Origin of the sequence: Pelomonas dachongensis, from assembly GCF_043555865.1 — a bacterium.
Taxonomy (GTDB): Bacteria; Pseudomonadota; Gammaproteobacteria; order Burkholderiales; family Burkholderiaceae_C; genus Pelomonas; species Pelomonas dachongensis.
Genome location: NZ_JBIGHY010000002.1, coordinates 43465 through 70112, shown reverse-complemented (window position 1 = coordinate 70112; position 26648 = coordinate 43465). Strand labels below are relative to the sequence as shown.

Genomic DNA, 26648 nt, shown 5'->3' with positions numbered 1-26648 from the left:
AATTCGCATTTGAATCAATCACCTCGGCCGCGTGCAGCCCGGGAGGCGCCTGCGCCGTCCCGCCACCGGCCACCGCTTCCGATGAAAAGCCGCACGATCAAGACCTGGGCCTGGGTCCACAAGTGGAGCAGCCTGGTCTGCACCGTCTTCATGCTGCTGCTGTGCCTGACCGGCCTGCCGCTGATCTTCCATCACGAGATCGGCCACCTGCTGGGCACCGAGGTGGAAGCACCGCCCATGCCCGCCGACACGCCGCGCGCCAGCCTGGACCGCGTGCTGGACGTGGCGCGCGCGCAGCACCCGGACCGGGTCGTGCAGTTCGCGTCCAAGGCCGAGGACAGCGAGGACCTTTGGTTCGTCACGATGACGCCCACGCCGGACCCGACCGATGACTTCCGCTCTGTCGCCATCGATGCGCGCACCGCCGAAGTTCTGGCCCAGCCGCGCTTCGACGAGGGCTTCATGTGGGTCATGTTCAAGCTGCACGTGGACCTGTTCGCCGGCCTGCCGGGTAAGCTGTTCCTGGGACTGATGGGCCTGCTGCTGCTGGTGGCCATCGTCAGCGGCGTCGTGCTGTACGCGCCCTTCATGCGCAAGCTGGAGTTCGGCACCGTGCGCCGCCAGCAGAAGACGCGCACCCGGTGGCTAGACCTGCACAACCTGCTGGGCATCGTCACGCTGACCTGGCTGTTCGTCGTCGGCGCCACCGGCATGATCAACACCTGGGCCGACCTGCTGATCAAGTACTGGCAGCACGACCAGCTCAGCGCGCTGCTGGCGCCGTACCAGGGCCAGCCCGTCGTGCCGACCGCTCAGCGCGCGTCGGTGCAGCAGTCGCTGGACGTGGCCCAGCGCGAGGCGCCGGACACCAAGCTGTCCTTCATCGCATTCCCCGGCACGGCTTTCTCCAGCCCGCACCACCACACCTTCTTCCTGCGCGGCAACGAGCCCCTCACGTCGCGCCTGTTGCAGCCGGTGCTCGTGGACGCCAAGACCGCCAACGTCACGGCCGCGCCGCACCTGCCCTGGTACCTGACAGCCCTGCTGGTATCGCAGCCGCTGCACTTCGGCGACTACGGCGGCATGCCAATGAAGATCATCTGGGCGCTGCTGGACATCGCGTCCATCATCGTGCTGGGCAGCGGGCTGTACCTGTGGCTGCGCAAGCGGCAACCGGCACCGCAGGCCGCTGCCGACGACGCGCTCCAGCCCGCGCTGGTCAGCGAGGCCGCACGATGAGCGCCGCGGACCCTGGCCGCAAGAGCGGCATGTGGACGTGGCCCATCGCGTTCGGCGTCGTCAGCGCCGTGGGCCTGGTCGTCGGACTGTTCAGCGATGGCGGCTTCGGCGACCTGCTGGGCAACGTGTTGCTGGCGCTGCCGGTCGCCGCGTGCGCGTGGTGGGGTTGGCTGAAGCGTTAGCCGCCCCAGCCGCCGCCCAGCGCCTTCACCAGTTGCGCCGTCGCGGCCCATTGCGCGCCGCGCAGCTGCGCCAGCGCACGCTCGGTGGCCAGTGGCGTGCGTTCGGCTTCGGTCACGTCCAGGTAGCTGACGGCGCCCTGGTCGTAACGGCTGCGGGCCACGGTCAGCGCCTGGCCGCTGGACGCCAGCGTGCGGCGCTGCGCGTCGACGACCGCCGCGCGGCCCTGCAGTTCGGCCAGCGCGTCGTCCACCTCGCGCAGCGCCTGCAGCATGCGGCCGCGGAAGGCCGCCAGCGACTCGTCGACCTGAGCCTGGCTCGATGCCAGGTTGGCCTTGTTACGGCCGCCCTCGAAGATCGGCAGCGAGATGCTGGGGCCGATGTTGTAGAGCCGGGCCGGCGCGGAGATCAGCGAGCCCAGGTCTTCGCTGGAGTAGCCGAAGCTACCGGTGAGCTTGATGGACGGGTAGAACGCCGCCTCGGCGATGCCGACCTGGGCCGTGGCCGCGTGCAGCTGCGCCAGGCTCTGGGCCAGGTCCGGGCGGCGCTGCAGCAGTTCGGATGGCAGGCCGGCGCGGATGGCCGGCGGCACGGACAGCGGCGAGGCGCGCAACTGCAGGTCGGCCGACCCCTGACCGGTCAGCGCGGCGAGCTGGTTCAGCACCAGCGCCTGGCGGCGCGGGAGGTCGGCCACGTCGGCATCGGCCGCTGCGAGTTCGGCGCGCACCCGTTCCAGGTCTTGCGTCGTCGACGAGCCGGCGTCGAAGCGCGTCTGCGCCACCTGGAAGGCCTGGCCGCGGCTGTCGCGCAGGCGCTGCAGCGCAGCGCCTTCGTCGGCCAGTGCGCGCCATTGCCAGTAGGCGGCGGCGACATCCGCCGTCAACGCGACGCGGGCGGCCGCGGCATCCAGCGTGGCGGCGTCGAGCTGAGCGTGCGCGGCCTCGGCCTGGCGCTTCACGCGGCCCCACAGATCCAGCTCCCACGACAGGCCCGCCTGCAGGCCGAAGGTCTCACCCTCGAAGGTGACGGCGCGGCCGTTCAGCACCGGCGTGGTGGTGGCCTTGGCCGACGTGCGCAGGCCGCCGGCATTGGCGCCCACGTCCACGCGCGGCAGTGTGTCGGCGCGTGTGGCGCTGAACTGCGCGCGGGCGCGCTCGATGCGTGCGGCCGCGGCGGCCAGCGTGGGGCTGGCCTGCAGCGCCTGCGCTTCCAGCGCGTCGAGCTGGGCGTCGTCGAACATCAGCCACCAGTCGCGCTGCAGCTCGGCGCCGGCCATGGGGGCGACCGCACGGTAAGCCACGGGCGCGTGGGCGGCAGGTGCCTGGTAGTTGGGGCCCAGCGTCGTGCAGGCGGCGAGTGCGGCTGTGGCGACGAGGGTGAGAGCGGTGTTGAGTCGGATCATGTCGATCTCTCTTTCGGATTCAGTGCGCGGCCTCGGCCGAAGCCGCGCCGCCCAGCACTTTCTTGCTGAGCCACACGATGGCGACGCAGCTGATCAGCGCGATGCCCAGGATCAGGAACGCATCGTTGTAGGCCATGATGAAACTCTCGCGGCGCACGACGCCGTCCAGCGCCTTCAGCGCCATGTCCTGCGCGCTGGCGAGGTCCGCGCCCTTGGCGGCGAAGTTGGCGGCCAGCGTCTCCAGCCGCGCCTGCGTGGCAGGTTCGTAGAGGCTGACCGCTTCGCCGACACGGGCGCTGTGCAAGTGCTCGCGGTTGGTCAGCAGCGTCGCCAGCATCGCGATGCCGACCGAGCCGCCGAGGTTGCGCATCATGTTGAACATGCCCGACGCGCTGGGCAGCAGGTTCGCCGGAATGCCGTTCACCGCGAAGTTGGTCAGCGTGATCATGATCAGCGGCTGGCCCAAAGCGCGCACGATCTGCGCGGCGATCAGCTCCGGCCCGGCCGTGTCCGCCGTCATGTGCGTGTTCATGAAGCACGACAGCGCGAACAGCCCCAGGCCCACGCTCATCATCACGCGGTTGTCCAGCTTGGTGGAGAGCTTGGCCGCGAACGGCATGATGAACAGCTGCGGCAAGCCCATCCACATGATGACCAGGCCGATCTGCATGGGCGTGTAGTTGGCGATCTGGCCCAGGTACAGCGGCAGGATGAACGCCGAACCGTAAAGGCCCATGCCGGTCGTGAACGCGATGAACCCCGCCACCAGGAAGCTCGGGCGGCCCAGGATGTGCAGGTCGATGAAGGTGTTCTTGCGCGTCAGGCCGCGCCAGGCCCAGCCGTAGATGCCGCCCACCGCCAGCACGGCAGCCGTGATGATGAACGGGCTCTGGAACCAGTCCTTGGCGTTACCCTCTTCGAGCATCGCGGTCAGCGAGCCCAGGCCGATGGCCATGCAGAAGATGCCGAACCAGTCGACGTCGCGCAGCGCCTTCAGGTTCATCGGCTCCTTGTCCAGGCCAAATCCCACGCCCAAGATCAGCAGGATGCCGGGCACCCAGTTGATGTAGAAGATGCTGGGCCAGCCGTACAGCTCGGTCAGGTAGCCGCCGACCGTTGGGCCAAGCGTGGGCGCCAGCGTGGCCGTCATACCGAACAGCGCTAGGCCGATGGGCCGCTTGTTCAGGGGCAGCTTGCGCGTGACCAACGTCATCGCCATCGGGATCATGACGCCGCCCGTGAAGCCCTGCGCCGCACGGAACGCGATCATGCTCTCCAGGCTCCAGGCCATGCCGCACAGCGTGCTGAAGACGAGGAACAGCACGACGTTGACGATGAGGTAGCGGCGCGTGGAGAACACCATCGCCAGGAAGCCCGCCAGCGGGATGACGACGATCTCGGCGACCAGGTAGGCGCTGGAGATCCACGATCCCTCCTCCTGCGTGGCGGACAGCGCGCCGAGGATGTCACGCAGCGAGGAATTGGTGATGGCGATGTCCAGCACCGCCATGAAGGCGCCCAGCAGGCTCGCCAACACGGCGATCCAGGTGCGTCCGCTGACCTTCTGGTCGGGCGGCGGCGGGAGGTAGTTCTCGTTGCCCATGGCGAGGTCAGATTTCCACTTCCACCTGCACCGACAGACCCGGCACAATGCGCCCCGCATGCTCGCCCAACGCCTTCAGGCTCTCCGGCTCGAACACGACCTTCACAGGCAGGCGCTGCACGATCTTCGTGAAGTTGCCGGTCGCGTTGTCCGGCGGCAGCAGCGCGAAGCTGGCGCCCGAGGCCGGAGCGAAGCTGTCGACATGGGCCAGCAGCTCATGGCCGGGGAACGCGTCGATGTGCACGTGCACCTTCTGGCCCGGCTTCATCTTCGCGAGCTGCGTTTCCTTGAAGTTCGCGACGATCCAGGTCTCGTTCTCGACGATGGCCGCCAGCTGCTGGCCTGGCTGCACGCGCTGGCCCACCTCGACCGTGCGCTTGCCGATGCGGCCATCGCTCGCAGCCCTCACTTCGACATAGCCCAGCTGGTTCTGCGCATCCTTCAGCAGCGCCTGCGTGGCGGCCTTCTGCGCGTTGGCCGACTGGCGCGCGCTCTCGGCGGCGGCCACGGCTTCCTTCGCGGCATTCGCGCCGGCCTTGCGGGCGGCGAGGTCGGCCCGGGCCACGTCACGCGCGGCCAGCGCGGCGTCCAGTTCCTGCTTGCTGGTGGCACGCAACTCGGCACCGAACAGCGCCTGGCTGCGCTTGGCCTCTAGCTCGGTTCGGGCTAACACGGCCTCGGCCTGGGCCACCTGGGAACCCGTCACGGCGGCTTGCGCGCGAGCCTGGGCCACCTGCGCGCCGCCGGTCGCGATGGCCGCGTCGGCCTGCGCGATCTGCGCCTTCAGCCGCTCGACCTGCACGACGGCATCCGCCGGGTCCAGCCGCAGCAGCACGTCGCCGGCCTTCACGACCGTGTTGTCCTGCATGAGCATTTCGGTGACGACGCCGGCCACGCGGGTGGCCACCGGGTGGATGCGGCCGGCGATGAAGGCGTTGTCCGTCTCCACCAGATGCTGGCTGCGCCACCACATGCGGCCGCCCATGCCGATGCCGCCGATCAGCAGGATCGCGCCGATCACCAGCAGCGGCACGGGCGGGCCGCTCTTCGTCGGGCCGGGCGCGGTGGCGTTGTCTTGCGGTGCGTTCATGACGGGATTTCCTTGGGGACGATGTTTGTTGTTGGAGGAAGCGTTCTAGGGCTCAGGCGGCCCATGCCGCCGGAATGAAAGCGCTGCAGCGCGGCGACGATCTGGCCCTCGTCGCTCATCGCGAAGGGGCCGTGCCGCACCACCGGCTCGTGCAGAGGGCGGCCGCTGAAACAGGCAAGGCGCAAGGGTTCCTCGGCCCGCAGCGTGACGGCAGCCGCGTCAGTCAGGCTGAGCGCATGGCCCGGCGACAGTGGCAACTCGCCAGCTGCGCCCCGGCCGCGCACGACCAGCACCAAGCCCTGCTCACCCGGGGCCAGTGCCGTGTCGAAGCGCGCTCCGGCAGCGATGTCCACGATGGACAGCGACGCCGGCCCCGGCAGCCCCATGTCCGCCGCGCCGCCGAAGACCTGCACGGAGCGCCAGCCGGCGCCTTCATGGCGCGGCATCTGCTGAGGCGCCAGCCGCAGCACTTCGGGCATGCGCAGCTTCTGGTCGGCCGGCAGGTTCACGAAGATCTGCAGGCCGTGGGCCTCGCGGCCCGCCTCGGCGGGGAACTCGTCGTGCATGACGCCGCGGCCCGCCAGCGTCCAGTGCAGGCCGCCGGGCTGGATCGTGTGTTCGCCGCCCAGCGAGTCGCGGCTGATCATGCCGGTGGTCGAATCGTCGAACAGATACGTCACTGCCGAGAACCCGGCATGCGGGTGCGGTGCGAACGCCGGCTCGCGCAAGCGGAAGTGGTCCACCAGCAGGAAGGGGTCCAGCAGCGCCGCCGGCTCGCGCCAGCTCTCGGCCTCGAAGCCGGAGCCGATGCTGTGCCGGTGCGAAGGCAGGAGCCGGAGCGTGGACGTCATGGTTGGCGACTGTAGGCAGTTCCATTTATGGCGGATAGATGCAAAACTCAAACGTACCGTTCCACAAACGAAACGAGACCACTTGCCATGAAAGTCGATGACCTGCTGCTTCTGGCCCAGGTGCACCGGGCAGGCTCGCTGTCCGCCGCCGCGCGCCAGCTGGACCTGCCAAAGGCCACATTGAGCCGCCGCCTGACCGCGCTGGAGACATCGGTGGGCGCCCGGCTGTTCGTGCCCGGCGCCGCCCGGCTGACTCTGACCGAGCTGGGTGAGCAACTGGCCGAACGCGCGGCGCGGCATGACGACGACGTCGCCGAGACCCGCCACTGGCTGGCCTCTCGCGACGCCACGCCGCAGGGCAAGGTGCGCGTGGCCGTGCCGGCCGAGTTCGCGATGCTGGTGCTGGCCGACAGCTTTGCGCGCTTCGTGCGCCGCTATCCCAAGGTGGAGCTGGAGGTGGACACCACGCCGCGCCGCGTGGACCTGTTCAACGAGCCCTACGACCTCGCCATCCGAATGGGCCCGGTGGATGAGCCCGACCTGGTGGCGCGCCAGTTCATGCTGCTGGAGCGCGGGCTGTACGCCAGCCCGGTCTACCTGCAGGCCCGGCCCGCGCCGCAGACGCCGGCCGAGCTGGCCGGGCATGACTTCGTGGTATTGAGCCAGGCCAAGGGCATGTACCGCACGCTGCAGAACGGTCGCCAGACAGCCGAGGTGGACCTGCGCGGCCCGCTGGAGGCCAACTCCATCGGCCTGGTGCTGTCACTGACGCGCGCGGGCGGCGGCATCGCCAGCTTCCCGTTCGGTATGGTGGCGTCGGACGTGACCGCCGGCACGCTGGTGCCGGTGCTGCCCGCCTGGCGCTACGAGCCCCTGCCCGTGCACCTGCTGACGGCCAGCCGCCGGCTGATGCCGGCCAAGACGCGGGCGCTCATCGACCACCTGTTCGAGACCGCACCCGAATGGGCCCGCACCGCGCTGCTCAGCCTGCCAGCAAGGCCCGCAGTCCGTCCTCGTCCAACACCGTGACACCCAACGTGCGCGCCTTCTCCAGCTTGCTGCCGGCCTCCTCGCCGGCGACGACGTAGCTTGTCTTCTTCGACACCGAGCCGCTGACCTTGCCGCCCGCGTCCTCGATCAGCGCCTGGGCCTCATCGCGCGACAGCGTGGGCAGCGTGCCGGTCAACACCAGCGTCTTGCCCAGCAGCGGGCGCGGCCGATCATCGCCCTCGCCTTCGCTTTCCTTCGGCTGAACGCCGGCCGCTAGCAGCTGCTCGACGACCTCGACGTTGTGCGGCTGCGCAAAGAAGGTGTGGATGCTGGACGCCACGATTGGGCCCACGTCGGGCACCTCCAGCAATTGCTCGACGCTGGCATGCATTAGCTTGTCCAGCGTGCCGAAGTGGCGTGCCAGGTCCTTGGCCGTCGTCTCGCCCACCTGGCGGATGCCCAGCGAGAACAGGAAGCGCGCCAGCGTCGGCGTCTTGCTCTTCTCCAGCGCGTCGACGAGGTTCTGCGCGCTTTTCTCGGCCATACGGTCCAGCGCCGCGAGCTTGGCGACGCCGAGCTTGTAGAGGCCCGGCAGGCTCAGCACGATGCCGCTGTCCACCAGCTGCTCGACCAGCTTGTCGCCCAGGCCCTCGATGTCCATCGCGCGGCGGCCGGCGAAGTGCAGCATGGCCTGCTTGCGCTGGGCCGGGCAGAACACGCCGCCGGTACAACGGTAGTCCATCCCGCCGCGCTCGCGCGCCGCCTCGCTGTTGCAGACCGGGCAGGCGCGCGGCATGTGGAAGTTGGGCACGTAGCTCGCGCGCTCGCCGGGCACACGGCCGACCACTTCGGGAATCACGTCGCCCGCACGGCGGATGATGACCTGGTCGCCCACGCGCACGCCCTTGCGGCGCATCTCGAAGACGTTGTGCAGCGTGGCGTTGCTGACTGTCGTACCGCCGACAAACACCGGCTCCAGCCGTGCCACCGGCGTCAGCTTGCCGGTGCGGCCCACTTGGATGTCGATGGCCAGCAGCGTGGTCAGCTGCTCCTGCGCCGGGTACTTGTGCGCGACCGCCCAGCGCGGCTCGCGGGTCTTGAAGCCGAGCTTCTGCTGCAGCGCGCGACTGTTGACCTTGTAGACGATGCCGTCAATGTCGAACGGCAGCGCGTCGCGCCTGGCGGCGATGGCCTGGTGGAACTCGATGAGCCCGACCACGCCCTGCGCAACGACGCGGTCGCCGTTGACCGGCAGGCCCAAGGCGGCCAGCGAATCCAGCAGGCCGGCGTGTGTGCCCGGAATCTCCCAGCCCTGCACCTCGCCGAGACCGTAGGCGTAAAAGCACAGCGGGCGCTGGCGCACCAGCGCCGGGTCAAGCTGCCGGATGGCGCCGGCGGCGGTGTTGCGCGGATTCACGAACGTCTTCTCGCCGCGCTCGCGCTGGCGCTCGTTGAGCTTCTCGAAGTCATCCCGGCGCATGTAGACCTCGCCGCGTACCTCCAGCACGGCGGGTGCATCGCCCTTCAGTCCCTGAAGCCGCAGCGGGATCTGGCCGATAGTGCGCACGTTCTGCGTGACGTCCTCGCCGGTCTCGCCGTCGCCACGCGTGGCGGCCAGCACCAGCACGCCGTGCTCGTAGCGCAGGCTCATCGCCAGGCCGTCGAACTTCAATTCGGCCGCGTACTCGACTGGCGGGTCGCCAGCCGCCAGCCCCAACTCGCGGCGCACGCGGGCGTCAAACGCGACGGCGCCGCCCTCGGTGGTGTCGGTCTCGGTCGTGATGGACAGCATGGGCACCACGTGGCGCACCGGTGTCAGGCCTGGCAGAACGGCGCCGATGACGCGCTGCGTGGGCGAGTCCGTCGTCAGCAGCTCGGGGTGCACGGCCTCCAGCGCCTGCAGTTCGGCGAACCGCTTGTCGTACTCGGCATCCGGCAGTTCCGGCGCGTCGAGCACGTAGTAGAGGTGGGCGTGGTGGTTCAGCTGGGCGCGCAACTCGGCGGCGCGTTGGGCAGGCGTGGCGGAGGCGTCGGTCATGCTTATATTGTCGCGGGCCGCGGCGACGGGAATCGGCAGGATGGGCACGCCCTGCCCTGCGCTATGCCAGCCCCGCGCCCGCCGGGCGCGGTGAAGGCGCTAGTCGGCGAACCGTTCGCGGATCTGCCGGCGCCCGACCTCGTCACCCAGCAGAGCCTCCACGCAGGCCCCGTCGATGAGCCCGCGCTCCACCTGGCTGCGCAACTCGTCGGCGCAGCGCGCCTCGTCCCAGGGCGCCTTGTAGGGCCGCGCGGACGACAGCGCGTCGTACATGTCGGCCACGGCGACGATGCGGGCCGCCACCGGGATGTCGGCCATCTGCAGGCCGCGCGGATAGCCGCTGCCGTCGCCGCGTTCGTGGTGGCCCGCTACGACATCGCGCATGATGCTGGCCGCCATGTCGTCCTGCAGGCCGAGGTCGGCCACGATGTGATCGATGAGCTGCTCGCCGATCACCACGTGCTGCTGCATCAGCCGCCATTCGTCCGCGTCGAGCTTGCCGGGCTTGAGCAGGATGGCGTCGGGTATGCCCACCTTGCCGATGTCATGCAGTGGCGCGAACAAGTGCATGTACTCGATGGTCTCGTCGTTCAGGCCGTAGCGGTCGGCCACACCGCGCGCGATAAGGCGCGAGTAATTAGCCATGCGCTCCAGGTGCCGGCCGGTCTCCACGTCACGGATGCGGGCCAGGCCCGTGGCGATGTCGACCGCTCCGATCAGGTGATGCACCGCCGACAGCCGCAGCAGGTAGAGCTGCGAAATGATGTCGGCGAATTGGTCCAACACGCCGCGTACACACGGTGTGAAGGCAGCACGCTCCGTCGAGTCGAAGAACAGGAAGGCCGACAGCTCCGCGCCGCGAAAGATGGGCAGCGTGTAGCTGCTGAGATAGTGCTGCGACTTGAGCCAGGTCGAGTGTGCGCGGGTGGCCAGGAAGGCCTGCCCGATATCGTCCACCACGCGGGGCTGGCGGCTGTCGCGCAGCGCCACCAGCGACGGCACGTCGGCCAGCCTGGCCTCGTAATGCTGCAGCGGCGTGCCACCATCGTTGCTACTGGCGAAGGTTTTGAGCAGGTCGGTGCCGGGATCGTAGAGCGCCAGCGCGATGCGACCGATGGACGGATAGCGAGCCAGCAAGATGCTGTGCAAGCTGCAAATCCGCTCGCCGAGGCCGGATCGCTCGATCTCGGCACGGTTGAGCACTTGTTCCGACGTTCGCATCAAGCTCCCCTTGGCGGCGGGCGGCCATGTTAGGGCCCGGGCCTCGCAATGGGCAGCGTCACACGCGCCCTTCGACGCCGAAGCGACAGCAGCGCGGCAATTTTCCCGGCGGATAAGGTGGCCGTTTGCCGCTCACCGCATGGTCTTGACGTTATTGATGCACGAGTGCGGGATCAGGCCGTGACGCCGGTCAAGCCTCGGCCACATGTAGGCGCGTGATCATCACTTGGTCCACGCGGTAGCTGTCCACGTCCACGACCTCGAAGCGCCAGCCCTCCCACTCTACGGCGTCCGTGCGGCGCGGGATGCGGCGCAGCATCACCATCAGGAAGCCGGCCAGCGTGTCATATGTACCGGCATTCGGCCAGCCCTCGATGCCCAGTGAGCGCTCCACGTCGGGAATGGGCGTGATGCCGTCGGCCAGGAACGAACCGTCCTCACGGCGCACGATCTGCTCCTCGAAATGCGGCGCCACCAGGCTGCCCATCACGGTGTTCATCACGTCGTTGAGCGTGATGACGCCGACCACGCGGCTGTACTCGTTGACGACGACGGCGAAGTCCTCATGCGCCTCGCGGAACTGCATCAGCATCTCGGACAGCGTCAGCCGATCCGGCACGATGAGCACCTTCTTCACCAGCACGCCGCCGTGCTCACGCAGCGACAGCGGCTCGTCGCGCAGCACGCGCTGGAACAGGTCGGTCGCGTCAACGTAGCCCACCACCTGGTCCACATCGTCGTCGCAGACGACGTAGGTGGAATGCGGGGTGTCGGCGATGCGGTTGCGAATCAGGGCGTCGTCGTCATCGCGGGAGAAGCACACGATGCGCTCGCGCTCGGTCATCACCGTCTCGACGGTGCGCGTGTCCAGCTCAAACACGTTGGCGATGACCTGCTGCTCCTCGTCCGCTACCACGCCGGCCTGGTAGCCGGCTTCGGTCAGCGCCAGGATGTCGCGGTGGCTGATGGTCTCGTCGCGCTTGGCCGGCAGGCCCAGCAGCCGGATCAGCCCCTCGGTGATGCTGCTGAAGAACCAGGCCAGCGGTTTCAGCACGCGGCACAGCAGCAGCATTGGCCCGACCAACGCCATCGCAACCCGTTCCGGCTCGCTCATCGACAGCCGCTTGGGCACCAGGTCGGCCAGGACGATGAACAACGATGTGATGCTGATGAACGACGCCGCGAAGCCCAGCGTGGCCGCCAGCTCTGCCGACACCAGCAGCCGCAGCGCGGCCTCGAAATGTGGCGTGAATGCGCCCTCGCCGACGATGCCCGCCAGGATGGCCACCGTGTTGACGCCGATCTGCACGACGGTGAAGTAGTCGCCTGGGTGCTCCTGCACCGCCAGCACCTTCGCCGCGCGAGGGTCACCAGCATCGGCGCGCTGCTGCAGGTTCAGTCGGCGCGACGCCGCCAGCGACAGCTCGGCCATCGAGAAAAAAGCGCTGCCGAGGATCAGCAGGCTGATCAGCAGCAGGCTCGCAGTCATCAGCTGAACAGCCTTCGGGCGACCGGCGAACCCGCCGCCAGGTCACGCGCCGCCAGCGCCTCATAGAGCCTCTTCAGCTCCACGTCGATGGCCGCGAACGCGTGCAGGCCCAGCACCTGGCCGCGGTCGTCGCAGACCTCGGCCTCCAGGTCGCGCGCCAGCGCGCGGGCCGACTCCTGCCACAACGCGAAGGGCTCGGCCTCCTGCGGCGTTTGCGGCACGTCCAGCGCCAGCGTCAGCTCGCGCAGCGACAGCGCCTCGGGGTCCTCGGCCAGAGCGGCCTGGGCATCGAACTGCAGAGTCAACAAAGGCGGTGCGCCGTCCTCACCCGAAGGCAGCACCAGCCGCCCCGGCAGCGAGCCGGCGACGAAGCCATGGCGCGATGCGGACTGGTGAACGAAGCCCGGCGTCCAGGCCGCGCCGCGCGCGCGCAGCAGCAGCGCGAGCTGCGCGTCGTGGCTGGCGGCGAACTGGTCCAGCTCGCGAGCCCGGGCGACGACGTCCAGCATGTCGGGGAACTGAACGAAGCCGCTGACGCCGTCGGCAAAGGCCTGGATCTTCTGCACGAACTCGGAATATTCAATCTCGTTCAGTGGCCCGCTGCGGCTGGCCATCTTCAGCCCGGCCTGGAACTCGCCGTAGCGCTGGCCCGGTGCCGGAAGCTCCCAGTCGCCGGTCTCGGCGTTCAGCCCCTCGATCTGCAGCGGCTTGGTGCCGGCACGGCGGCTGCCGGGCTGGTGCTGCAGCGCCAGCTCACCCGTCACGGGCTGCTCGATGGTGATAGTCGCGATGGCGTCGATCAGCGCGTCGATGCGCGCTGATGGCCGGCGCTGCGGGCGGGCCACGGCCGGCAGCGTGACGTCCATCGAGTCCGGCTCGACGACGGCCGCCGCATCTCCGGGCACCACCGGCGGCGTGTCGAAACTGGGCTCTTCCATCGGTGGCACGGCGCGCTTGGGGCCGGCCTTGCGCGCGGCCCAGGCGCCATGGGCGAGGACGCCAGCCAGCACCAGGCCACCGGCGATTGCGAGAAGTTCGGTCAGGGTCAGACTCATGTCACTTCATTGTGTTCGTTGCTTCGGGCCAAGCGCGGGGCCGCCCCTGGTCGGCCGGTCTGGCGATGTGCGAGCGGTCAATGCCTCGAGCATCGCCGTGCCCTACGGGCACCGGCTGGACTCGCCGGCGTTCAGCGCGGCGGGACCCGACGAGGGGCATCACATCTCGGCCATCGCCAGCGCCTTGTCCATGTCGACGGCCACGATGCGGGACACGCCCTGCTCCTGCATCGTGACGCCGATCAGTTGTTCCGCCATCTCCATCGCGATCTTGTTGTGCGAGATGAAGAGGAATTGCGTGATGCGGCTCATCTGCGACACCAGCTTGGCATAGCGCTCGGTGTTGGCGTCGTCCAGCGGCGCGTCCACTTCGTCCAGCAGGCAGAACGGCGCGGGGTTGAGCTGGAAGATCGCGAACACCAGCGCAATGGCCGTCAGCGCCTTCTCGCCACCCGAGAGCAGGTGGATGGTGGAGTTCTTCTTGCCCGGCGGCTGAGCCATCACCTGCACGCCGGCATCCAGAATCTCGTCGCCCGTCATCACCAGCTTCGCCTGCCCGCCGCCGAACAGCTCCGGGAACATGCGGCCGAAATGTTCGTTGACCTGGTTGAAGGTCGAGCTGAGAAGGTCGCGCGTCTCGAGGTCGATCTTGTGTATCGCGTCTTCCAGCGTCTGGATGGCCGAGTTCAGGTCAGCGCATTGCGAATCGAGGAAGGTCTTGCGCTCGCGGGCTGCGGTCAGCTCGTCCAGCGCGGCCAGGTTGACGGCGCCTAGGGCCGCGATCTCGCGGTTGATGCGGTCGATCTCGCCCTGCAGGCCGTACAGCTTGACGCCATTGTCTTCGATCGACTTCGCCAGCGCTTCCTGGTCTACCTCGGCGGCTTCCAGCTGCTCACGGTACTGCGCGCCGCCCAGCTGCGCAGCCTGCTCTTCCAGCTGCAGCTTGGTGATGGCCTCGCGCAGCGGGTCCAGGCTGCGCTCGAAGGTCAGGCGCTGCTCATCGGCCTTGCGCAGGCGCAGCGAGAGGTCGTCGTAGTTCGTGCGCACGGCGACCAGGGCCTCTTCGCGCTCGACCTTGAGGGCCAGCGCGTCCTGCAGGCCAGCTTGCGCCGCCGCATCGTTGAAGCCGTCAAGCTCGGTCTGCAGGCTGGCGGCTGAGGTCGCGACCTGCGCGATCTGCGCCTGCGCCGTCTCGATGCCGCGCTGCAGCTCGCCGCGGCGGGCGGCCAGCGTCTGCGTCGCGAAGCGGGCTTCCTGCGCGCGGCGCTCCAGCGTGCGCAGCTGCTCACGGGCGTCGGCCAGCTTGCGCTCGGCGGCGATGGAGCCGTCTTCCAACTCGGCGTGCCGCTGCTGCGCGTCGCCCAGCTGGATATCCAGTTCCTCAAAGCGCGCCTCACCCACGGCGCGGCGCTCCTGCAGCACCTCCTGCTGTTCAGCAATCTCGGCGAGTTCCGCATCGAGCGCGCTGCGGCGCTGCTGGCTGGCCTCGGCCTGGCTGTTCAGGCGCAGCAACTCGACATGAATCTGGTGCGCGCGCGTCTGCGCCTCGCTCGCCTCACGCCGCAGCGTCGTGAGCCGCCCGTTGGCATCGTTGAACTGGTGCTCGATGCGGGTCAGCGTCAGGCGCGCTTCGTCGGCGATCAGGTTCTGCACGCGTTGCGCGGTCGAAAGTTGCTCGATCTCCTGCCCGCGGGCCAGCAGGCCGGCCTGCTCGGAGTCGGGAGCGTAGAACGTGACGGAGAATTGGCCGACGGCATGGCCGGCCGGCGTCAGGATCAGCTCACCGTGCGTCAACTTGTCGCGCGCGGCCAGCGCGGCGTCCAGCGTCGACGCCGTGTAGACGCCTTCCAGCCAGTCGTTCAGCAGCGCCACGAGTCCGGCGTCTTGCAGCTTCAGCAGGGACGTCAGCGTGGGGAGCGTCTCGTGCGTGTTGGCGATGGCACCGGCCGGGGTTGAGTAAAAGGCCAGGCGGGCCGGCGGCGCGTCGCCCTCGAACGCGCGCACAGTGTCCAGCCGGCCGACGCTCAGTGCGCCCATGCGCTCGCGCAGCGCGGCCTCCAGCGCGTTCTCCCAGCCTTGCTGGATGTGCAGTTTGGTCCACAAGCCTTGCAGGCCATCCAGCCCATGCCTGGCCAGCCACGGCTTGAGCTTGCCTTCGGTTTGTACCTTTTCCTGCAGCGCCTTCAGCGCCTCCAGCCGCGCGGTCAGGTCGGACTGCTTAGCGAGCTGCGCGTTGGCGTCCTGCTGCGCGGTGCGGCGCTGCTCTTCCAGCACCGGCAGCTGCTCGGCCAGCTCATGCAGGCGGGCATCGGCCAGGTCCCGCGCCTCGTCGGCCGCGGCGCTGCGTTCTCGCAGCGCATCCAGTGCTTCCTGGTCCGGCGCCCCGAGTGCGCGCGATTCGGCCGTCAGCTTGTCCTCGCGCTGGCGCAGCGCCCTCGCCTGCTCGTCCACGCTGCGACTCTCGGCGGCCAGCACCTGGATCTGCTGCTGCACCTGCGTCACCAGTGTGCGCTGCTCGCTGGCGCGCGCCTGCGCGGCGCGCAGCGCGTCTTCGCTGTTGGGCAACTGGGTCTGCTGCTCTTCCGCCTGCGCGGCCAGGATCTCGCTCTGCTCGTCGGCGCCGGCAATCTGCTCGGCGATGCCCTCCAGCTCGGCGGCGGACTGCTCGACACGCTCGCGCCATTGCTGGTCTTGCGCATGCAGCTCGGCCAGCCGTTGCTGCGCGCGGTTGCGGCTTTCGACGACGAAGCGGATGCGCTCTTCCAGCCGGCTCACTTCCAGCTGCGCCTCGGCAAAGCGGCCTTGTGATGCATGCAGCTCATCACCTGCGGCGTAGTGCGCCTGCCGTACTTCTTCGAGCGAGGCTTCCACGGCTCGCAGCTCGGCGGTGCGTGACTCCAGCGCATTGACGGCTTCAGCATGCGCCGTCTTCACGCGCGCGGCTTCGTTGCCGGCGTCGCGCGCCTTGAGGAACCACAACTGGTGCAGCTTCAGCGTGCCGCTGTCCTGCAAGCTGCGATAGCTCGCCGCCACCTCGGCCTGACGCTCCAGCTTGTCCAGATTCGCGTTCAGCTCGCGCAGGATGTCGTCAACGCGGGTCAGGTTCTCGCGGGTGTCCTTCAGCCGGTTCTCGGTCTCGCGGCGGCGTTCCTTGTACTTGGACACGCCGGCCGCTTCTTCCAGGAACAGCCGCAGCTCTTCGGGCTTGCTTTCGATGATGCGGGAGATGGTGCCCTGGCCAATGATGGCGTAAGCACGCGGGCCGAGGCCGGTGCCCAGGAACACGTCCTGCACGTCGCGCCGGCGCACCGGCTGGTTGTTGATGAAGTAGCTGCTGGTGCCGTCGCGCGTCAGCACGCGCTTGACGGCGATCTCGGTGAATTGGTTCCACGGTCCGCCGGCGCGGGCACTGCTGTTGTCGAACACCAGCTCAACGCTGGAACGCCCCGCCGGCTTGCGGTTGCCGCTGCCGTTGAAGATGACGTCCTGCATGGACTCGCCGCGCAGCTCGCTGGCCTTGCTCTCGCCCAGCACCCAGCGCACGGCGTCCATGATGTTGGACTTGCCGCAGCCATTGGGCCCCACCACGCCCACAAGCTGACCGGGCAGCTGGAAGGTAGTGGGTTCGGCAAAGGACTTGAAGCCGGCGAGCTTGATCGAGTTCAGCCGCATGAATGTCGCATGGACGAGGGCGAGGTAAGCCCTTGATTTGGCTAAAGAAAAGCGCCTTCCACGGGCGCTTCGACGGGGCCGGATGATAGCATTCGCACCCTCTCAGAAAGACCACTGTCATGGCCACCAAGAAGTCCGCCGCCCCCGCCAAGAAGAACAAGCCCAAGATGCGCGAGGTGCCCCCGAACCCGCCGAGCAAGCCCAGCAAGGACATCCTGGTCTTTCCGAACCCGAATCCGGAGCGCGACTACGTCATCCAGTTCCAGGTGCCAGAGTTCACGTGCCACTGCCCGCTGACCGGCCAGCCCGACTTCGCGCACTTCACCATCGACATGATTGCCGATGAGCTGTGCGTGGAGCTGAAGAGCCTGAAGATGTACTTCTGGAGCTACCGCGACGAGGGCTCGTTCCACGAGAAAGTGACGAACAAGATCCTCGACGACATCGTCGCGGCGACCGATCCGCGCTTCATCCGCATCACGGCCAAGTGGTACGTGCGCGGCGGCATCTACACCAACGTCGTCGCCGAGCACCGTAAGGCCGGCTGGACACCGGCGCCGCGCGTGGACCTGCCGGCGCATGGCTTCGAGTCGGGGATGCTCGGCGCATGAATCGCCTGCTGGACCGGCTGCAGCCGTATCCCTTCGAGCGCCTGAAGGCGCTGAACGCCGACATCTCGCCCAGCGCCGACTTCGCGCCCATCTCGTTGGGCATCGGCGAGCCGCGCCATGCGGCACCGACGCTGATCGAGGACGCCATCAAGGGCGCGATGCAAGGCCTGTCCGGCTACCCCGCCACGGCCGGCGCACCCGCGCTGCGCGAGGCCATCGCCGCCTGGATCACGCGCCGCTACGCCCTGACGCTGGACCCGGCCACGCAATTGCTGCCGGTCAACGGCTCGCGCGAGGCGCTGTTCGCCATCGCGCAGACGGTGGTCGATGCGACGCGGCCGGGCGCTACGGTCGTCTGCCCCAACCCGTTCTATCAGATCTACGAAGGCGCCGCGTTGCTGGCCGGCGCCGAGGTAGCCTTCGCCAATTCCGACCCGGCGCGCAACTTCGCCGTGGACTGGTCGCAGATCGATGACGCGACCTGGGCGCGCACGCAGTTGATCTATATCTGCTCGCCCGGCAACCCCAGCGGCGCGGTGATGCCGCTGGTTGAATGGCAGGAGCTGTTCGAGCTGAGCGACCGCCACGGTTTCGTTATCGCCTCGGACGAGTGCTACTCGGAAATCTACTTCCGTGACGAAGCGCCGCTGGGCGGCCTCGAAGCCGCCGCCAAGCTGGGCCGCAGCGACTTCAGGAACCTCATTTCGTTCACGTCGCTGTCCAAGCGCTCCAACGTGCCCGGCCTGCGTTCCGGCTTCGTGGCAGGCGACGGCGCACTGCTGAAGAAGTTCCTGCTCTACCGCACGTATCACGGCAGCGCGATGAGCCCGCTGGTACAGGCCGCCAGCATCGCCGCCTGGAGCGACGAGGCGCACGTCATCGAGAACCGCGCTCGCTATCGCCGGAAGTTCGCCGAGGTCACGCCGCTGCTCGCCAACGTGCTGGACGTGGCGCTGCCGGATGCGGGTTTCTACCTCTGGGCCGCCGTACCAGGTGGTAACGATGTCGCCTTCGCCCAGGGACTGCTCGCTCAATACAATCTGACCGTTTTGCCAGGCAGCCTCCTGGCCCGCAGTGCACACGGCAGCAATCCGGGCGCCGGGCGCATCCGCCTGGCCCTGGTGGCCGACGAGGCCGAATGCCTCGAAGCAGCCCGCCGCATCGTCTCCTTCACGCAATCTCGCTGATCTCTCCGCTCATGAACACTGCTGAACTGCAAAGCACGATCGACCTCGCCTGGGACAACCGCGCGGCGCTGGACCCCGTCAACGCGCCTGAGGTCCGCCAGGCCGTCGACCACGTCATCGCCGAGCTGGACGCGGGCCGACTGCGCGTGGCCACGCGCGAGAGCGTCGGCCAGTGGGCGGTGCACCAGTGGATCAAGAAGGCCGTGCTGCTGTCGTTCCGCCTGAACGACAACCGCCTGATGGGCGACAAGGACCTGACCTTCTTCGACAAGGTGCCCACAAAGTACGCCGGCTGGAGCGACGAGCAGTTGCGCGCCACCGGCGTGCGCGTGGTGCCGCCGGCCGTCGCGCGCCGCGGCAGCTTCCAAGCCAAGAACGTCGTGCTGATGCCGTCGTACGTGAACATCGGCGCCTACGTGGACGAAGGCGCGATGGTCGACACCTGGGCCACGGTCGGCTCCTGCGCCCAGATCGGCAAGAACGTGCACCTGAGCGGCGGCGTCGGCATCGGCGGCGTGCTGGAGCCGCTGCAGGCCAACCCGACCATCATCGAGGACAACTGCTTCATCGGCGCCCGCTCCGAGGTGGTGGAAGGCGTCATCGTCGAAGAGAACTCGGTCATCTCGATGGGCGTATACATCGGCCAGAGCACGCCGATCTACGACCGCGCGACCGACAGCGTCAGCTACGGCCGCGTGCCGGCCGGCTCGGTCGTCATCTCGGGCTCGCTGCCCAAGGACGGCGGCCGCTACTCGCTGTACGCGGCCATCATCGTGAAGCGGGTCGACGCGCAGACGCGCTCCAAGACCAGCATCAACGAACTGCTGCGCGCCTGATATGGCCACCGGCGGCAACATGGAGCGCATCCTGCGGCTGATGGCCGATAAGGGTGCATCGGACTGCTACCTGTCGGCCAACATGCCGGTGCTGATCCGCATCAACGGACAGACCGTGCAGCTGTCGGACCAGCTCCTGACGCCGCCGCAGCCGCGCCAACTGATCTCCGAGGTCATCGACCCGGCCAGCCTGGCCGAGCTGGACAACTCTGGCGAGCTGAACATGGCTGTGTCGGTCAGCGGTGTGGGCAGCTTCCGCTTGTCCGGTTTTCGCCAGCGCGGGTCGATTGCCGGCGTGTTCCGCCACATCCCGCACAACATCCCGACGATGGAGAGCCTGGGCATCCCGCCCGTGCTGGGCCAGATGATCAAGGAGAAGCGCGGCCTGATCCTGATGGTGGGCGCTACCGGCACGGGCAAGAGCACCACGCTCGCGTCCATGCTGGAGCTGCGCAACCAGACCATGACCGGGCATATCCTCACCATCGAGGACCCGATCGAATACCTGTTCAGCAACAAGCGCTCGGTGGTCAACCAGCGCGAGATCGGCCGCGACACGGCGTCGCTGCAGATTGCGCTGAAGAACGCGCTGCGCCAGGCGCCGGACTGCATCTTGATCGGCGAGATCCGCGACCGCGAGACCATGACGGCGGCGATCAGCTACTCGCTGTCGGGCCACCTGGTGCTGGCCACGCTGCACGGCAACAACACCTACCACGCGCTGAACCGCATCCTGTCGTTCTACACGCCCGAGTCCCGCCCCGCGCTGCTGAACGACCTGGCCGCGGGACTGAAGGCAGTCATCTCGCAGCGCCTGGTGCGTGCTACCGCCGGCGGCCGCGTGCCGGTGCTGGAAATCCTGCTGAACACCAAGCTCATCTCGGAGCTGATCGAGCAAGGCGACTTCGCCGGCGTGAAGGAGGCGATGGAAAAGTCGATCGCCGAAGGCTCGCAGACCTACGAAGAGCACTTCGCCAAGCTCATCACCGACGGCACTATCACCCGCGAGGAAGGCCTGGCCTTCGCCGATTCGCCGACCAACCTGCTGTGGCGTCTGCAGAACGAGGCGCCAGGCGCCCGTCTGGCGACCGCGCCGCGCAAGGAGGAGAAGGCGAGCGACGAGGCCAGCTTCACCGAAATCACCCTGGACGTCCGCGGCACTTGAAGCTGATCGATTGCATTGACACCCAAGCCGCCCGCCTCGCCCAGGCGGGCTTGTTTTTTGGCCATGGCACGAAGAACGCGTTCGACGAGGCCGTGTGGCTGGCACTGTGGCGCTTGGGGCTACCGCTGGATGCGCTGGACGAGCACGAGGAACGCGAGCTGACCGGCGCGGAGATCGCGTCCATCGCCGCGTTGATCGACGAGCGCATCGCCACGCGCAAGCCAGCGGCCTACCTAACCGGCGAGGCGTGGCTGCAGGGCGTGCCGTTCACCATCGACGAGCGCGCCATCGTGCCGCGCAGCTTCATCGCCGAGTTGATCGGCGACGCCAGCATCGATCCCTGGCTGCACCCGGAAAGCCGCCGCGTGCTGGACCTGTGCACCGGCAACGGCAGCCTGGCCGTGCTGGCCGCGATGGCCTGGCCAGAGGTGGCCGTGGACGCGCTGGACATCGACTTTGACGCGCTGGCCGTGGCGAAGCTGAACGTCGAGCGTCACGACCTGGCACTGCGCGTGCGGCTGCTGCAAGGCGATGGTTTGAAGGGCGCCGACGGCAGCTACGACCTGATCCTGTGCAACCCCCCCTACGTGAACAGCCAGAGCATGGCCACCCTGCCCGCCGAGTACCTGGCCGAGCCGGAGGTGGCGCTGGCCGGCGGAAGCGACGGCATGGACTTCATCCGCGAGCTGCTGCGCGCCGCGCCTGCGGCGTTGAACGACGACGGCGTGCTCGTGCTGGAGATCGGCAACGAGCGTGAAAATTTTGAAGCCGCGTTCCCGACGCTGGAAGTCGTGTGGATGGAAACCTCATCAGGCGCCGATCAGGTGCTGCTGGTGACGAAAGAGAACTTGCTGTGATTACCCTTCGCAACATCACGCTACGCCGCGGCGTGAAGGTCGTGCTGGACGATGCGTCCGCCACGCTGCAACCCGGCGAAAAGATCGGCCTCGTCGGCCGCAACGGCGCCGGCAAGTCCAGCCTGTTCGCGCTGCTAACGAACCGCCTGGGCAACGACAAGGGCGAGGTCGAGGTGCCCAAGCACTGGCGCCGTTCCGAAGTGGCGCAGGACATGCCCGAGACCGAGGACGGTGCGACCGACTTCGTGCTGCAGGGCGACCTGCCGCTGGTGGCCGCGCGCATCGCTTTGGCCGAGGCAGAAGCCGCCGAAGACGGCCACGCGATGGCCGACGCGCACGCCGCGCTGGCCGATGCCGGCGCCTTCGACGCTCGCGCCCGAGCTCAGGCACTGCTGATGGGCCTGGGGTTCAGGAACGAACAGCTGGACGCTCCGGTCAACAGCTTCTCCGGCGGCTGGCGCATGCGCCTGCAACTGGCCCGTGCGCTGATGTGCCCGGCCGAGCTGATGCTACTGGACGAGCCCACCAACCACTTGGACCTGGACGCGCTGGTCTGGCTGGAAGCCTGGCTGCTGCGCTACGACGGCACCATGATCGTCATCAGCCATGATCGCGAATTTCTCGACGCGATCACCAAGGTCACGCTGCACCTCGACGAAGGCAAGCTGATCCGCTACGGCGGCAACTACACCAGCTTCGAGACCCAGCGCGCCGAGCGCATGGTCTTGCAACAGGCGGCGTTCGCCAAACAGCAGGACCGCGTCGCCCACCTGCAGAAGTTCATCGACCGCTTCAAGGCCAAGGCCAGCAAGGCCAAGCAGGCGCAGAGTCGCGTGAAGGCGCTGGAGCGCATGGAGAAGCTGGCACCGGTGCTGGCGTCCGCCGACTTCAACTTCGAGTTCCGAGAGCCGCTGAACCTGCCCAACCCGATGCTGATGTTCGATGAGATGGCGGCGGGCTACGGCACCACCACCATCGTGCGCAACATTGACCGCTCGGTGCTCGCCGGACAGCGCATCGGCATCCTCGGCGCCAACGGCCAGGGCAAGTCCACGCTGGTGAAGACCATCGCGGGCACGCAGCTGCCGCTGTCGGGTCGCATGACGCAGGGCAAGGGCCTGTCCATCGGCTACTTCGCCCAGCAGGAGCTGGACGTGCTGCGCCTGGACGAGGGCGCGCTGGAGCACATGGTGCGCCTGGCCCGCGAGGTTGGCCCGCAAGGCCGTGAGCAGGAACTGCGAGACTTCCTCGGCCAGTTCCGCTTCACCGGCGACATGGTCAACCAGGCCGTAGGCAGCCTGTCCGGCGGCGAGAAGGCGCGCCTGGTGCTCGCGATGCTGGTGTGGCAGCGCCCCAACCTGCTGCTGCTGGACGAGCCGACCAACCACCTGGACCTGAACACCCGCGAGGCGCTGTCGATGGCGTTGAACGAGTTCGAAGGCACCGTCATGCTGGTCAGCCACGACCGCGCATTGCTGCGCGAGGTCTGCGACGAGTTCTGGCTGGTGGCAGACGGTGTCGTCAAGCCGTTCGATGGCGACCTGGACGACTACCAAAAGTGGCTGCTGGAGCAGAGCAAGGAAGCCGCCCGCGCCGCCAAGAAGCAGTCGGCTGCTCCGGCGCCGAAAGTCGTCGCAGCGCCCACACCGGCGCCTTCGGCCCCCGTGGACCGCAAGGCCTCAGGCCAGGCGCGCGCGAAAGTCGCCGAGCAGACCCGCCCGCTGCGCAAGGAGATGGAAACCATCGACAAGCGCATGCATGCGCTGGCCGAGGAGCGCGCCGGCATCGAGGCTCAGCTCGCCGAAGGCGCCGCTGCGTCGGCCATCGCCGAGATGGGCAAGCGCCTGAAGGCGATTCATGACCAGCTCGAAGCCGACGAAATGCGCTGGCTGGAGCTGGGCGAGCAGATCGAGGCGATGACCGCCGCCTGACCCCGCCGGTTCTCCTCGTCAGACGGCGAGCACGGCCGCCAGTGCGATGGCGCCCGGCAACGCCTGCACGAACAGAATCTTCTTCGAGGCCGTCGCCGCGCCGAACGCCCCGGCCACGACCACGCAGCCCAGGAAGAACACCAGCCACGGCTTGCCAGCGCCTGCGGTGCCGAGCATCAGCCCGTAGATCAGGCCAGCCGCCAGGAAACCGTTGTAGAGCCCCTGGTTGGCGGCCAGCGCCTTGCTCTGCTCTGCGAAGTCCGCCTTCAGCCCGAAGGCCTTGCGGCCCAACGGCTTGGTCCAGAAGAACATCTCCAGCACCAGGATGTACAGGTGCAGCAGGGCCACCAGGGCCGCCAGCACGGTCGCCACGATCAGCATTGCCTCTCCTCGTCTTGCTTTGTTGGGGGTGGCGCATCCTCGCAGATCGCCCTACGGTCGGTGCCTCCAAAAAGACCATTTAAATGGTGCGCAATTCAATTGTCAGCTATATTAATTCGCATGCCACGCAGCAAGCCCGCCACAAATCAAGCCGCCGACCTGCGCGTGCAGTGGCTGCATCTCGACCGCCAACTGTGCTTCGCGCTATATAGCAGCTCGCTGGCGATGACCAGGCTGTACAAGCCGCTCCTGGCGCCCCTGGGCCTGACGTATCCGCAGTACCTCGTCATGCTGGTGCTCTGGGAGCTGGACGGCCTCAGCGTCAGCCAACTGGGCCAGCGCCTGTCGCTGGATTCCGGCACGCTGACGCCGCTGCTGAAGCGGCTGGAGCAGCAGGCCCTGCTGGAGCGTCGCCGCGCGCAGGACGACGAGCGCCGCGTGGACATCTTCCTGACGCCGGCCGGCCGCAGGCTGCGCGCCCAGGCACTGGACATTCCGGGTCAACTGGCCTGCGCCAGCAATTGCGACCTGGATGAACTGACGACGCTGACGCGTCGCCTGCACGAACTGCGCAGCGGCTTCCTGCAAGCAGCCGGCGAGTGAATCACTTTCCCCACCACCCCGCCCCCACCAAGGAGCCCACCATGGCCATCGAAAAAGCCCTCTACACCGCCACCGCCACCGCCACCGGCGGCCGCGCCGGCACCGCGAAGTCGTCCGACGGCGCCATCGACGTGACGCTGTCTACGCCCAAGGAACTGGGCGGCGCCGGCGGCCCCGGCACCAACCCCGAGCAGCTGTTCGCGGCCGGTTACAGCGCCTGCTTCATCGGCGCGATGAAGGCCGTTGCTGGCAAGCAGAAGATCGCCCTGCCCGCCGAGGTGTCCATCACCAGCGACGTCGCCATCGGCCCGCACGCCAACAAGCCGGGCGCCTTCGGCATCCAGGTCGACATGAAGATCTCGGTGCCGGGCATGGATCGCGCCGCGCTCGAAGCGCTGGTCGCCACCGCCCACGAGGTCTGCCCCTACTCCAACGCCACGCGCGGCAACGTCGACGTCACGCTGACCGTCGTCTGAAGACGCTCAGCGCGCCAGCAGGGCCAGGATCAGCTCGATCCTGGTCTTGACCGGGCTCAACACGCCGGCCGACGGCAACAGTCCGGGCAGGTCCATGACCGGCCCGGCATCGCAACGCGTGCTCCGCACGATGCGTACGCCGCGCGACTCGGCCTCGCGCAAGGCGTGCTCCAGATCAACGCCGAGCGTGCCATTCCCCGTGCCCGCGGCCACGATGCCGTCGACGCCTGCCGCCAGCAGCGCCCGCACGATGCGCCCGTCCGCGCCCGCGTGGTTCATGACGATGTCGACCCGCGGCCAGCTCCCGGCAGGTGCCGCGATGCGCGCCAGCCCCAATGCCTCGCCCGCAGGCCAACGCCCAAGCAGGCGCACGGCGCCCTCCTCCACGCGCGCCACCAACGCGCCGTCCGCCGACTCGAACGCATCCACGCGGTAGCTGTGTGCCTTGCGCACCTGCGTGGCGTCATGCACCCGGCCCGCAAACGCGACCACCACACCCGCCGCGCCCGGCTTCGCCGCGACCTGCACCGCATCGAAGAGGTTTTGCGGACCGTCCGGCACCAACGCCGTGGCCGGCCGCATCGCCGCCGTCAATACGACCGGCTTGTTGGGCGCCAGCACCCGATGCAGGAAGTAGGCCGTTTCCTCCAACGTGTCGGTGCCATGTGTGACGACCACACCCGCCACCTCCGGCCGCGCCAGCTGCTCGTCCACCGCGATGGCCAGCCGCTGCCAGGTCGCAATGTCCATGTCCTTGCTGTCCAGCTGCGCCACCTGATGCGCCTCCAACCGCCGTCCGGCCAGCGCCGGTACGGCAGCCAGCAGATCGTCCACTCGCAACTGCGCCGCCGTGTAGCCGACACCGTCACAGCTGCTGCGCGCCGTGCCGGCAATGGTGCCGCCCGTGCCGAGAATGACGATCAAGGGCTCAAGGGTTTGCAATTTTCGATTCCTGGATAAAAATACAGATACTGGATGCACAACCAGCGCATTCACTTCACCAAAGGCCGCCCGTGCAAGACCGACCCAAGCTTACCGCCCGCCAGCAGCAGATCTTCGACCTGGTCCGCAACGCGATCGAAAGCACCGGCGCACCACCCACGCGCGCCGAAATCGCCGCCGAGCTGGGCTTCAAATCCGCCAATGCGGCGGAGGAGCATTTGCAAGCGCTAGCCCGAAAAGGCATGCTGGAGCTCGTCGGCGGCACCTCGCGGGGCATCCGCCTGAAGTCCGATGCACTGAGTGCTGTCAACCGCGCGCGCCAGTTCAGCCTGCCCATCCCCAGCCTCGCGCAGCTGACGCTGCCGCTGATCGGCCGCGTCGCCGCCGGCGCGCCCATTCTGGCGCAGGAGCATGTGGAACAGACCTACACCGTCGAGCCCAGCCTGTTCAGCAAGAAGCCCGACTACCTGCTGAAGGTCAAGGGCATGAGCATGAAGGACATAGGCATCCTCGACGGCGACCTGCTAGCCGTGCAAACGGCCCGCGAGGCCCGCAGCGGCCAGATCGTCGTCGCCCGGGTCGGCGAGGAAGTCACCGTGAAGCGCTTCCAGCGCGGGCGGGACGGCATCCAGTTGCTGCCCGAGAACGCTGAATTCGAACCCATCGCCGTCACCGAACACGGGGGCGAATTCAGCATCGAAGGGCTGGCCGTGGGATTGATCCGCGGCCAGGGATTCAACTGACATCCCCCCGGGCGGGGTTCAATTTCCCCCGGTGCCATCGAAATCGGGAAAGGGGCGGTCAGACATTCTGACCGAGCCCCTCCCAC

General features: G+C 68.2%; 23 protein-coding genes. 12 read left to right on the top strand and 11 right to left on the bottom strand.

Annotated elements, in window-relative coordinates:
* Window positions 1-81: 81 nt before the first annotated feature.
* Window positions 82-1239, top strand: a complete 1158-nt coding sequence (locus tag ACG02S_RS05095; RefSeq protein ID WP_394469359.1) for a PepSY-associated TM helix domain-containing protein — start codon at window positions 82-84, stop codon at window positions 1237-1239.
* Window positions 1236-1421: a hypothetical protein gene (locus ACG02S_RS05090; RefSeq protein WP_394469358.1), complete on the top strand. Its 186-nt coding sequence runs from the start codon at window positions 1236-1238 to the stop codon at window positions 1419-1421. Before ACG02S_RS05095 ends, ACG02S_RS05090 begins: the two co-directional genes overlap by 4 nt.
* On the opposite strand, the gene ACG02S_RS05085 is transcribed toward ACG02S_RS05090, so the two are convergent.
* From ACG02S_RS05085 to ACG02S_RS05070, 4 genes are read right to left on the bottom strand one after another with little or no spacing between them, the layout of a single operon-like run.
* Entirely contained in the window at window positions 1418-2821 is a 1404-nt protein-coding gene (locus ACG02S_RS05085) for an efflux transporter outer membrane subunit (protein WP_394469357.1), read from the bottom strand. The two genes, ACG02S_RS05090 and ACG02S_RS05085, sit on opposite strands and share 4 nt — an antisense overlap.
* A gap of 19 nt (window positions 2822-2840) precedes the next feature.
* Complete coding sequence (locus tag ACG02S_RS05080; protein ID WP_394469356.1) at window positions 2841-4424, bottom strand: DHA2 family efflux MFS transporter permease subunit; 1584 nt, start codon at window positions 4422-4424, stop codon at window positions 2841-2843.
* 7 nt (window positions 4425-4431) lie between these two features.
* Entirely contained in the window at window positions 4432-5514 is a 1083-nt protein-coding gene (locus ACG02S_RS05075) for an HlyD family secretion protein (RefSeq protein WP_394469355.1), read from the bottom strand.
* Entirely contained in the window at window positions 5511-6365 is an 855-nt protein-coding gene (locus tag ACG02S_RS05070; RefSeq protein WP_394469354.1) for a pirin family protein, read from the bottom strand. Before ACG02S_RS05070 ends, ACG02S_RS05075 begins: the two co-directional genes overlap by 4 nt.
* 87 nt (window positions 6366-6452) lie before the next feature.
* Here ACG02S_RS05070 and ACG02S_RS05065 point away from each other — a divergent pair, with 87 nt between their 5' ends.
* Window positions 6453-7394, top strand: coding sequence for a LysR family transcriptional regulator (locus ACG02S_RS05065; RefSeq protein ID WP_394469353.1), 942 nt, complete (start codon window positions 6453-6455; stop codon window positions 7392-7394).
* Here ACG02S_RS05065 and ligA read toward each other — a convergent pair.
* The 5 genes from ligA to smc form a co-directional block, all read right to left on the bottom strand.
* Window positions 7348-9393, bottom strand: a complete 2046-nt coding sequence (gene ligA, locus ACG02S_RS05060; RefSeq protein WP_394469352.1) for an NAD-dependent DNA ligase LigA — start codon at window positions 9391-9393, stop codon at window positions 7348-7350. The genes ACG02S_RS05065 and ligA overlap by 47 nt on opposite strands.
* 99 nt (window positions 9394-9492) lie before the next feature.
* Window positions 9493-10542 (bottom strand): HD-GYP domain-containing protein, encoded by a 1050-nt coding sequence (locus ACG02S_RS05055; RefSeq protein ID WP_394469351.1) that lies wholly within the window; start codon window positions 10540-10542, stop codon window positions 9493-9495.
* A gap of 262 nt (window positions 10543-10804) precedes the next feature.
* Window positions 10805-12103: a polyamine export protein PaeA gene (gene paeA, locus ACG02S_RS05050; protein ID WP_394469350.1), complete on the bottom strand. Its 1299-nt coding sequence runs from the start codon at window positions 12101-12103 to the stop codon at window positions 10805-10807.
* Window positions 12103-13158 carry a cell division protein ZipA C-terminal FtsZ-binding domain-containing protein gene (locus ACG02S_RS05045; RefSeq protein WP_394469349.1) on the bottom strand — a complete coding sequence of 352 codons (1056 nt, stop codon included), beginning with the start codon at window positions 13156-13158 and terminating at the stop codon, window positions 12103-12105. The genes paeA and ACG02S_RS05045 overlap by 1 nt, the downstream gene beginning before the upstream one ends.
* Before the next feature lie 159 nt (window positions 13159-13317).
* Window positions 13318-16830 carry a chromosome segregation protein SMC gene (gene smc, locus ACG02S_RS05040; protein ID WP_394469348.1) on the bottom strand — a complete coding sequence of 1171 codons (3513 nt, stop codon included), beginning with the start codon at window positions 16828-16830 and terminating at the stop codon, window positions 13318-13320.
* A gap of 167 nt (window positions 16831-16997) precedes the next feature.
* Between smc and queF the strand changes: the two genes are divergently transcribed.
* The 6 genes from queF to ACG02S_RS05010 are packed head-to-tail and all read left to right on the top strand — an operon-like array spanning window position 16998 to window position 23417.
* Window positions 16998-17441, top strand: a complete 444-nt coding sequence (gene queF, locus ACG02S_RS05035; RefSeq protein WP_394470142.1) for a preQ(1) synthase — start codon at window positions 16998-17000, stop codon at window positions 17439-17441.
* On the top strand, window positions 17438-18628 hold the full coding sequence (dapC, locus tag ACG02S_RS05030) for a succinyldiaminopimelate transaminase (protein ID WP_394469347.1): 1191 nt from the start codon (window positions 17438-17440) through the stop codon (window positions 18626-18628). Before queF ends, dapC begins: the two co-directional genes overlap by 4 nt.
* A gap of 11 nt (window positions 18629-18639) precedes the next feature.
* A complete protein-coding gene (gene dapD / locus ACG02S_RS05025; protein ID WP_394469346.1) occupies window positions 18640-19464 on the top strand; it encodes a 2,3,4,5-tetrahydropyridine-2,6-dicarboxylate N-succinyltransferase in 825 nt (274 codons plus the stop codon).
* A gap of 1 nt (window position 19465) precedes the next feature.
* Window positions 19466-20629: a PilT/PilU family type 4a pilus ATPase gene (locus ACG02S_RS05020; protein ID WP_394469345.1), complete on the top strand. Its 1164-nt coding sequence runs from the start codon at window positions 19466-19468 to the stop codon at window positions 20627-20629.
* The gene (gene prmB, locus ACG02S_RS05015; RefSeq protein WP_394469344.1) at window positions 20626-21486 is read left to right on the top strand and encodes a 50S ribosomal protein L3 N(5)-glutamine methyltransferase; all 861 of its coding nucleotides are present in this window, start codon (window positions 20626-20628) and stop codon (window positions 21484-21486) included. Before ACG02S_RS05020 ends, prmB begins: the two co-directional genes overlap by 4 nt.
* Window positions 21483-23417, top strand: a complete 1935-nt coding sequence (locus ACG02S_RS05010; RefSeq protein WP_394469343.1) for an ATP-binding cassette domain-containing protein — start codon at window positions 21483-21485, stop codon at window positions 23415-23417. Before prmB ends, ACG02S_RS05010 begins: the two co-directional genes overlap by 4 nt.
* 18 nt (window positions 23418-23435) lie before the next feature.
* Here the strand turns inward: ACG02S_RS05010 and ACG02S_RS05005 are convergent, their stop codons facing one another.
* Window positions 23436-23798 (bottom strand): DUF1304 domain-containing protein, encoded by a 363-nt coding sequence (locus ACG02S_RS05005; RefSeq protein WP_394469342.1) that lies wholly within the window; start codon window positions 23796-23798, stop codon window positions 23436-23438.
* Between the two features lie 120 nt (window positions 23799-23918).
* Between ACG02S_RS05005 and ACG02S_RS05000 the strand changes: the two genes are divergently transcribed.
* Window positions 23919-24401, top strand: coding sequence for a MarR family winged helix-turn-helix transcriptional regulator (locus tag ACG02S_RS05000; RefSeq protein WP_394469341.1), 483 nt, complete (start codon window positions 23919-23921; stop codon window positions 24399-24401).
* Between the two features lie 41 nt (window positions 24402-24442).
* A complete protein-coding gene (locus tag ACG02S_RS04995; protein ID WP_394469340.1) occupies window positions 24443-24877 on the top strand; it encodes an organic hydroperoxide resistance protein in 435 nt (144 codons plus the stop codon).
* A gap of 6 nt (window positions 24878-24883) precedes the next feature.
* On the opposite strand, the gene ACG02S_RS04990 is transcribed toward ACG02S_RS04995, so the two are convergent.
* Window positions 24884-25819, bottom strand: a complete 936-nt coding sequence (locus ACG02S_RS04990; RefSeq protein ID WP_394469339.1) for an asparaginase — start codon at window positions 25817-25819, stop codon at window positions 24884-24886.
* Between the two features lie 71 nt (window positions 25820-25890).
* Between ACG02S_RS04990 and lexA the strand changes: the two genes are divergently transcribed.
* Window positions 25891-26562 (top strand): transcriptional repressor LexA, encoded by a 672-nt coding sequence (lexA, locus tag ACG02S_RS04985; RefSeq protein ID WP_394469338.1) that lies wholly within the window; start codon window positions 25891-25893, stop codon window positions 26560-26562.
* Window positions 26563-26648: the final 86 nt, after the last annotated feature.

Coding starts and splice junctions, on each gene's coding strand:
- dapC (WP_394469347.1), top strand. CDS start 17,438: ATGAATCGCCTGCTGGACCGGCTGCAGCCGTATCCCTTCGAGCGCCTG.
- ACG02S_RS04995 (WP_394469340.1), top strand. CDS start 24,443: ATGGCCATCGAAAAAGCCCTCTACACCGCCACCGCCACCGCCACCGGC.
- ligA (WP_394469352.1), bottom strand. CDS start 9,393: ATGACCGACGCCTCCGCCACGCCTGCCCAACGCGCCGCCGAGTTGCGC.
- ACG02S_RS05005 (WP_394469342.1), bottom strand. CDS start 23,798: ATGCTGATCGTGGCGACCGTGCTGGCGGCCCTGGTGGCCCTGCTGCAC.
- queF (WP_394470142.1), top strand. CDS start 16,998: ATGCGCGAGGTGCCCCCGAACCCGCCGAGCAAGCCCAGCAAGGACATC.
- ACG02S_RS05090 (WP_394469358.1), top strand. CDS start 1,236: ATGAGCGCCGCGGACCCTGGCCGCAAGAGCGGCATGTGGACGTGGCCC.
- ACG02S_RS05085 (WP_394469357.1), bottom strand. CDS start 2,821: ATGATCCGACTCAACACCGCTCTCACCCTCGTCGCCACAGCCGCACTC.
- ACG02S_RS05000 (WP_394469341.1), top strand. CDS start 23,919: ATGCCACGCAGCAAGCCCGCCACAAATCAAGCCGCCGACCTGCGCGTG.
- ACG02S_RS05045 (WP_394469349.1), bottom strand. CDS start 13,158: ATGAGTCTGACCCTGACCGAACTTCTCGCAATCGCCGGTGGCCTGGTG.
- smc (WP_394469348.1), bottom strand. CDS start 16,830: ATGCGGCTGAACTCGATCAAGCTCGCCGGCTTCAAGTCCTTTGCCGAA.
- ACG02S_RS05095 (WP_394469359.1), top strand. CDS start 82: ATGAAAAGCCGCACGATCAAGACCTGGGCCTGGGTCCACAAGTGGAGC.
- ACG02S_RS05075 (WP_394469355.1), bottom strand. CDS start 5,514: ATGAACGCACCGCAAGACAACGCCACCGCGCCCGGCCCGACGAAGAGC.
- ACG02S_RS05080 (WP_394469356.1), bottom strand. CDS start 4,424: ATGGGCAACGAGAACTACCTCCCGCCGCCGCCCGACCAGAAGGTCAGC.
- dapD (WP_394469346.1), top strand. CDS start 18,640: ATGAACACTGCTGAACTGCAAAGCACGATCGACCTCGCCTGGGACAAC.
- ACG02S_RS05020 (WP_394469345.1), top strand. CDS start 19,466: ATGGCCACCGGCGGCAACATGGAGCGCATCCTGCGGCTGATGGCCGAT.
- ACG02S_RS05065 (WP_394469353.1), top strand. CDS start 6,453: ATGAAAGTCGATGACCTGCTGCTTCTGGCCCAGGTGCACCGGGCAGGC.
- ACG02S_RS05070 (WP_394469354.1), bottom strand. CDS start 6,365: ATGACGTCCACGCTCCGGCTCCTGCCTTCGCACCGGCACAGCATCGGC.
- paeA (WP_394469350.1), bottom strand. CDS start 12,103: ATGACTGCGAGCCTGCTGCTGATCAGCCTGCTGATCCTCGGCAGCGCT.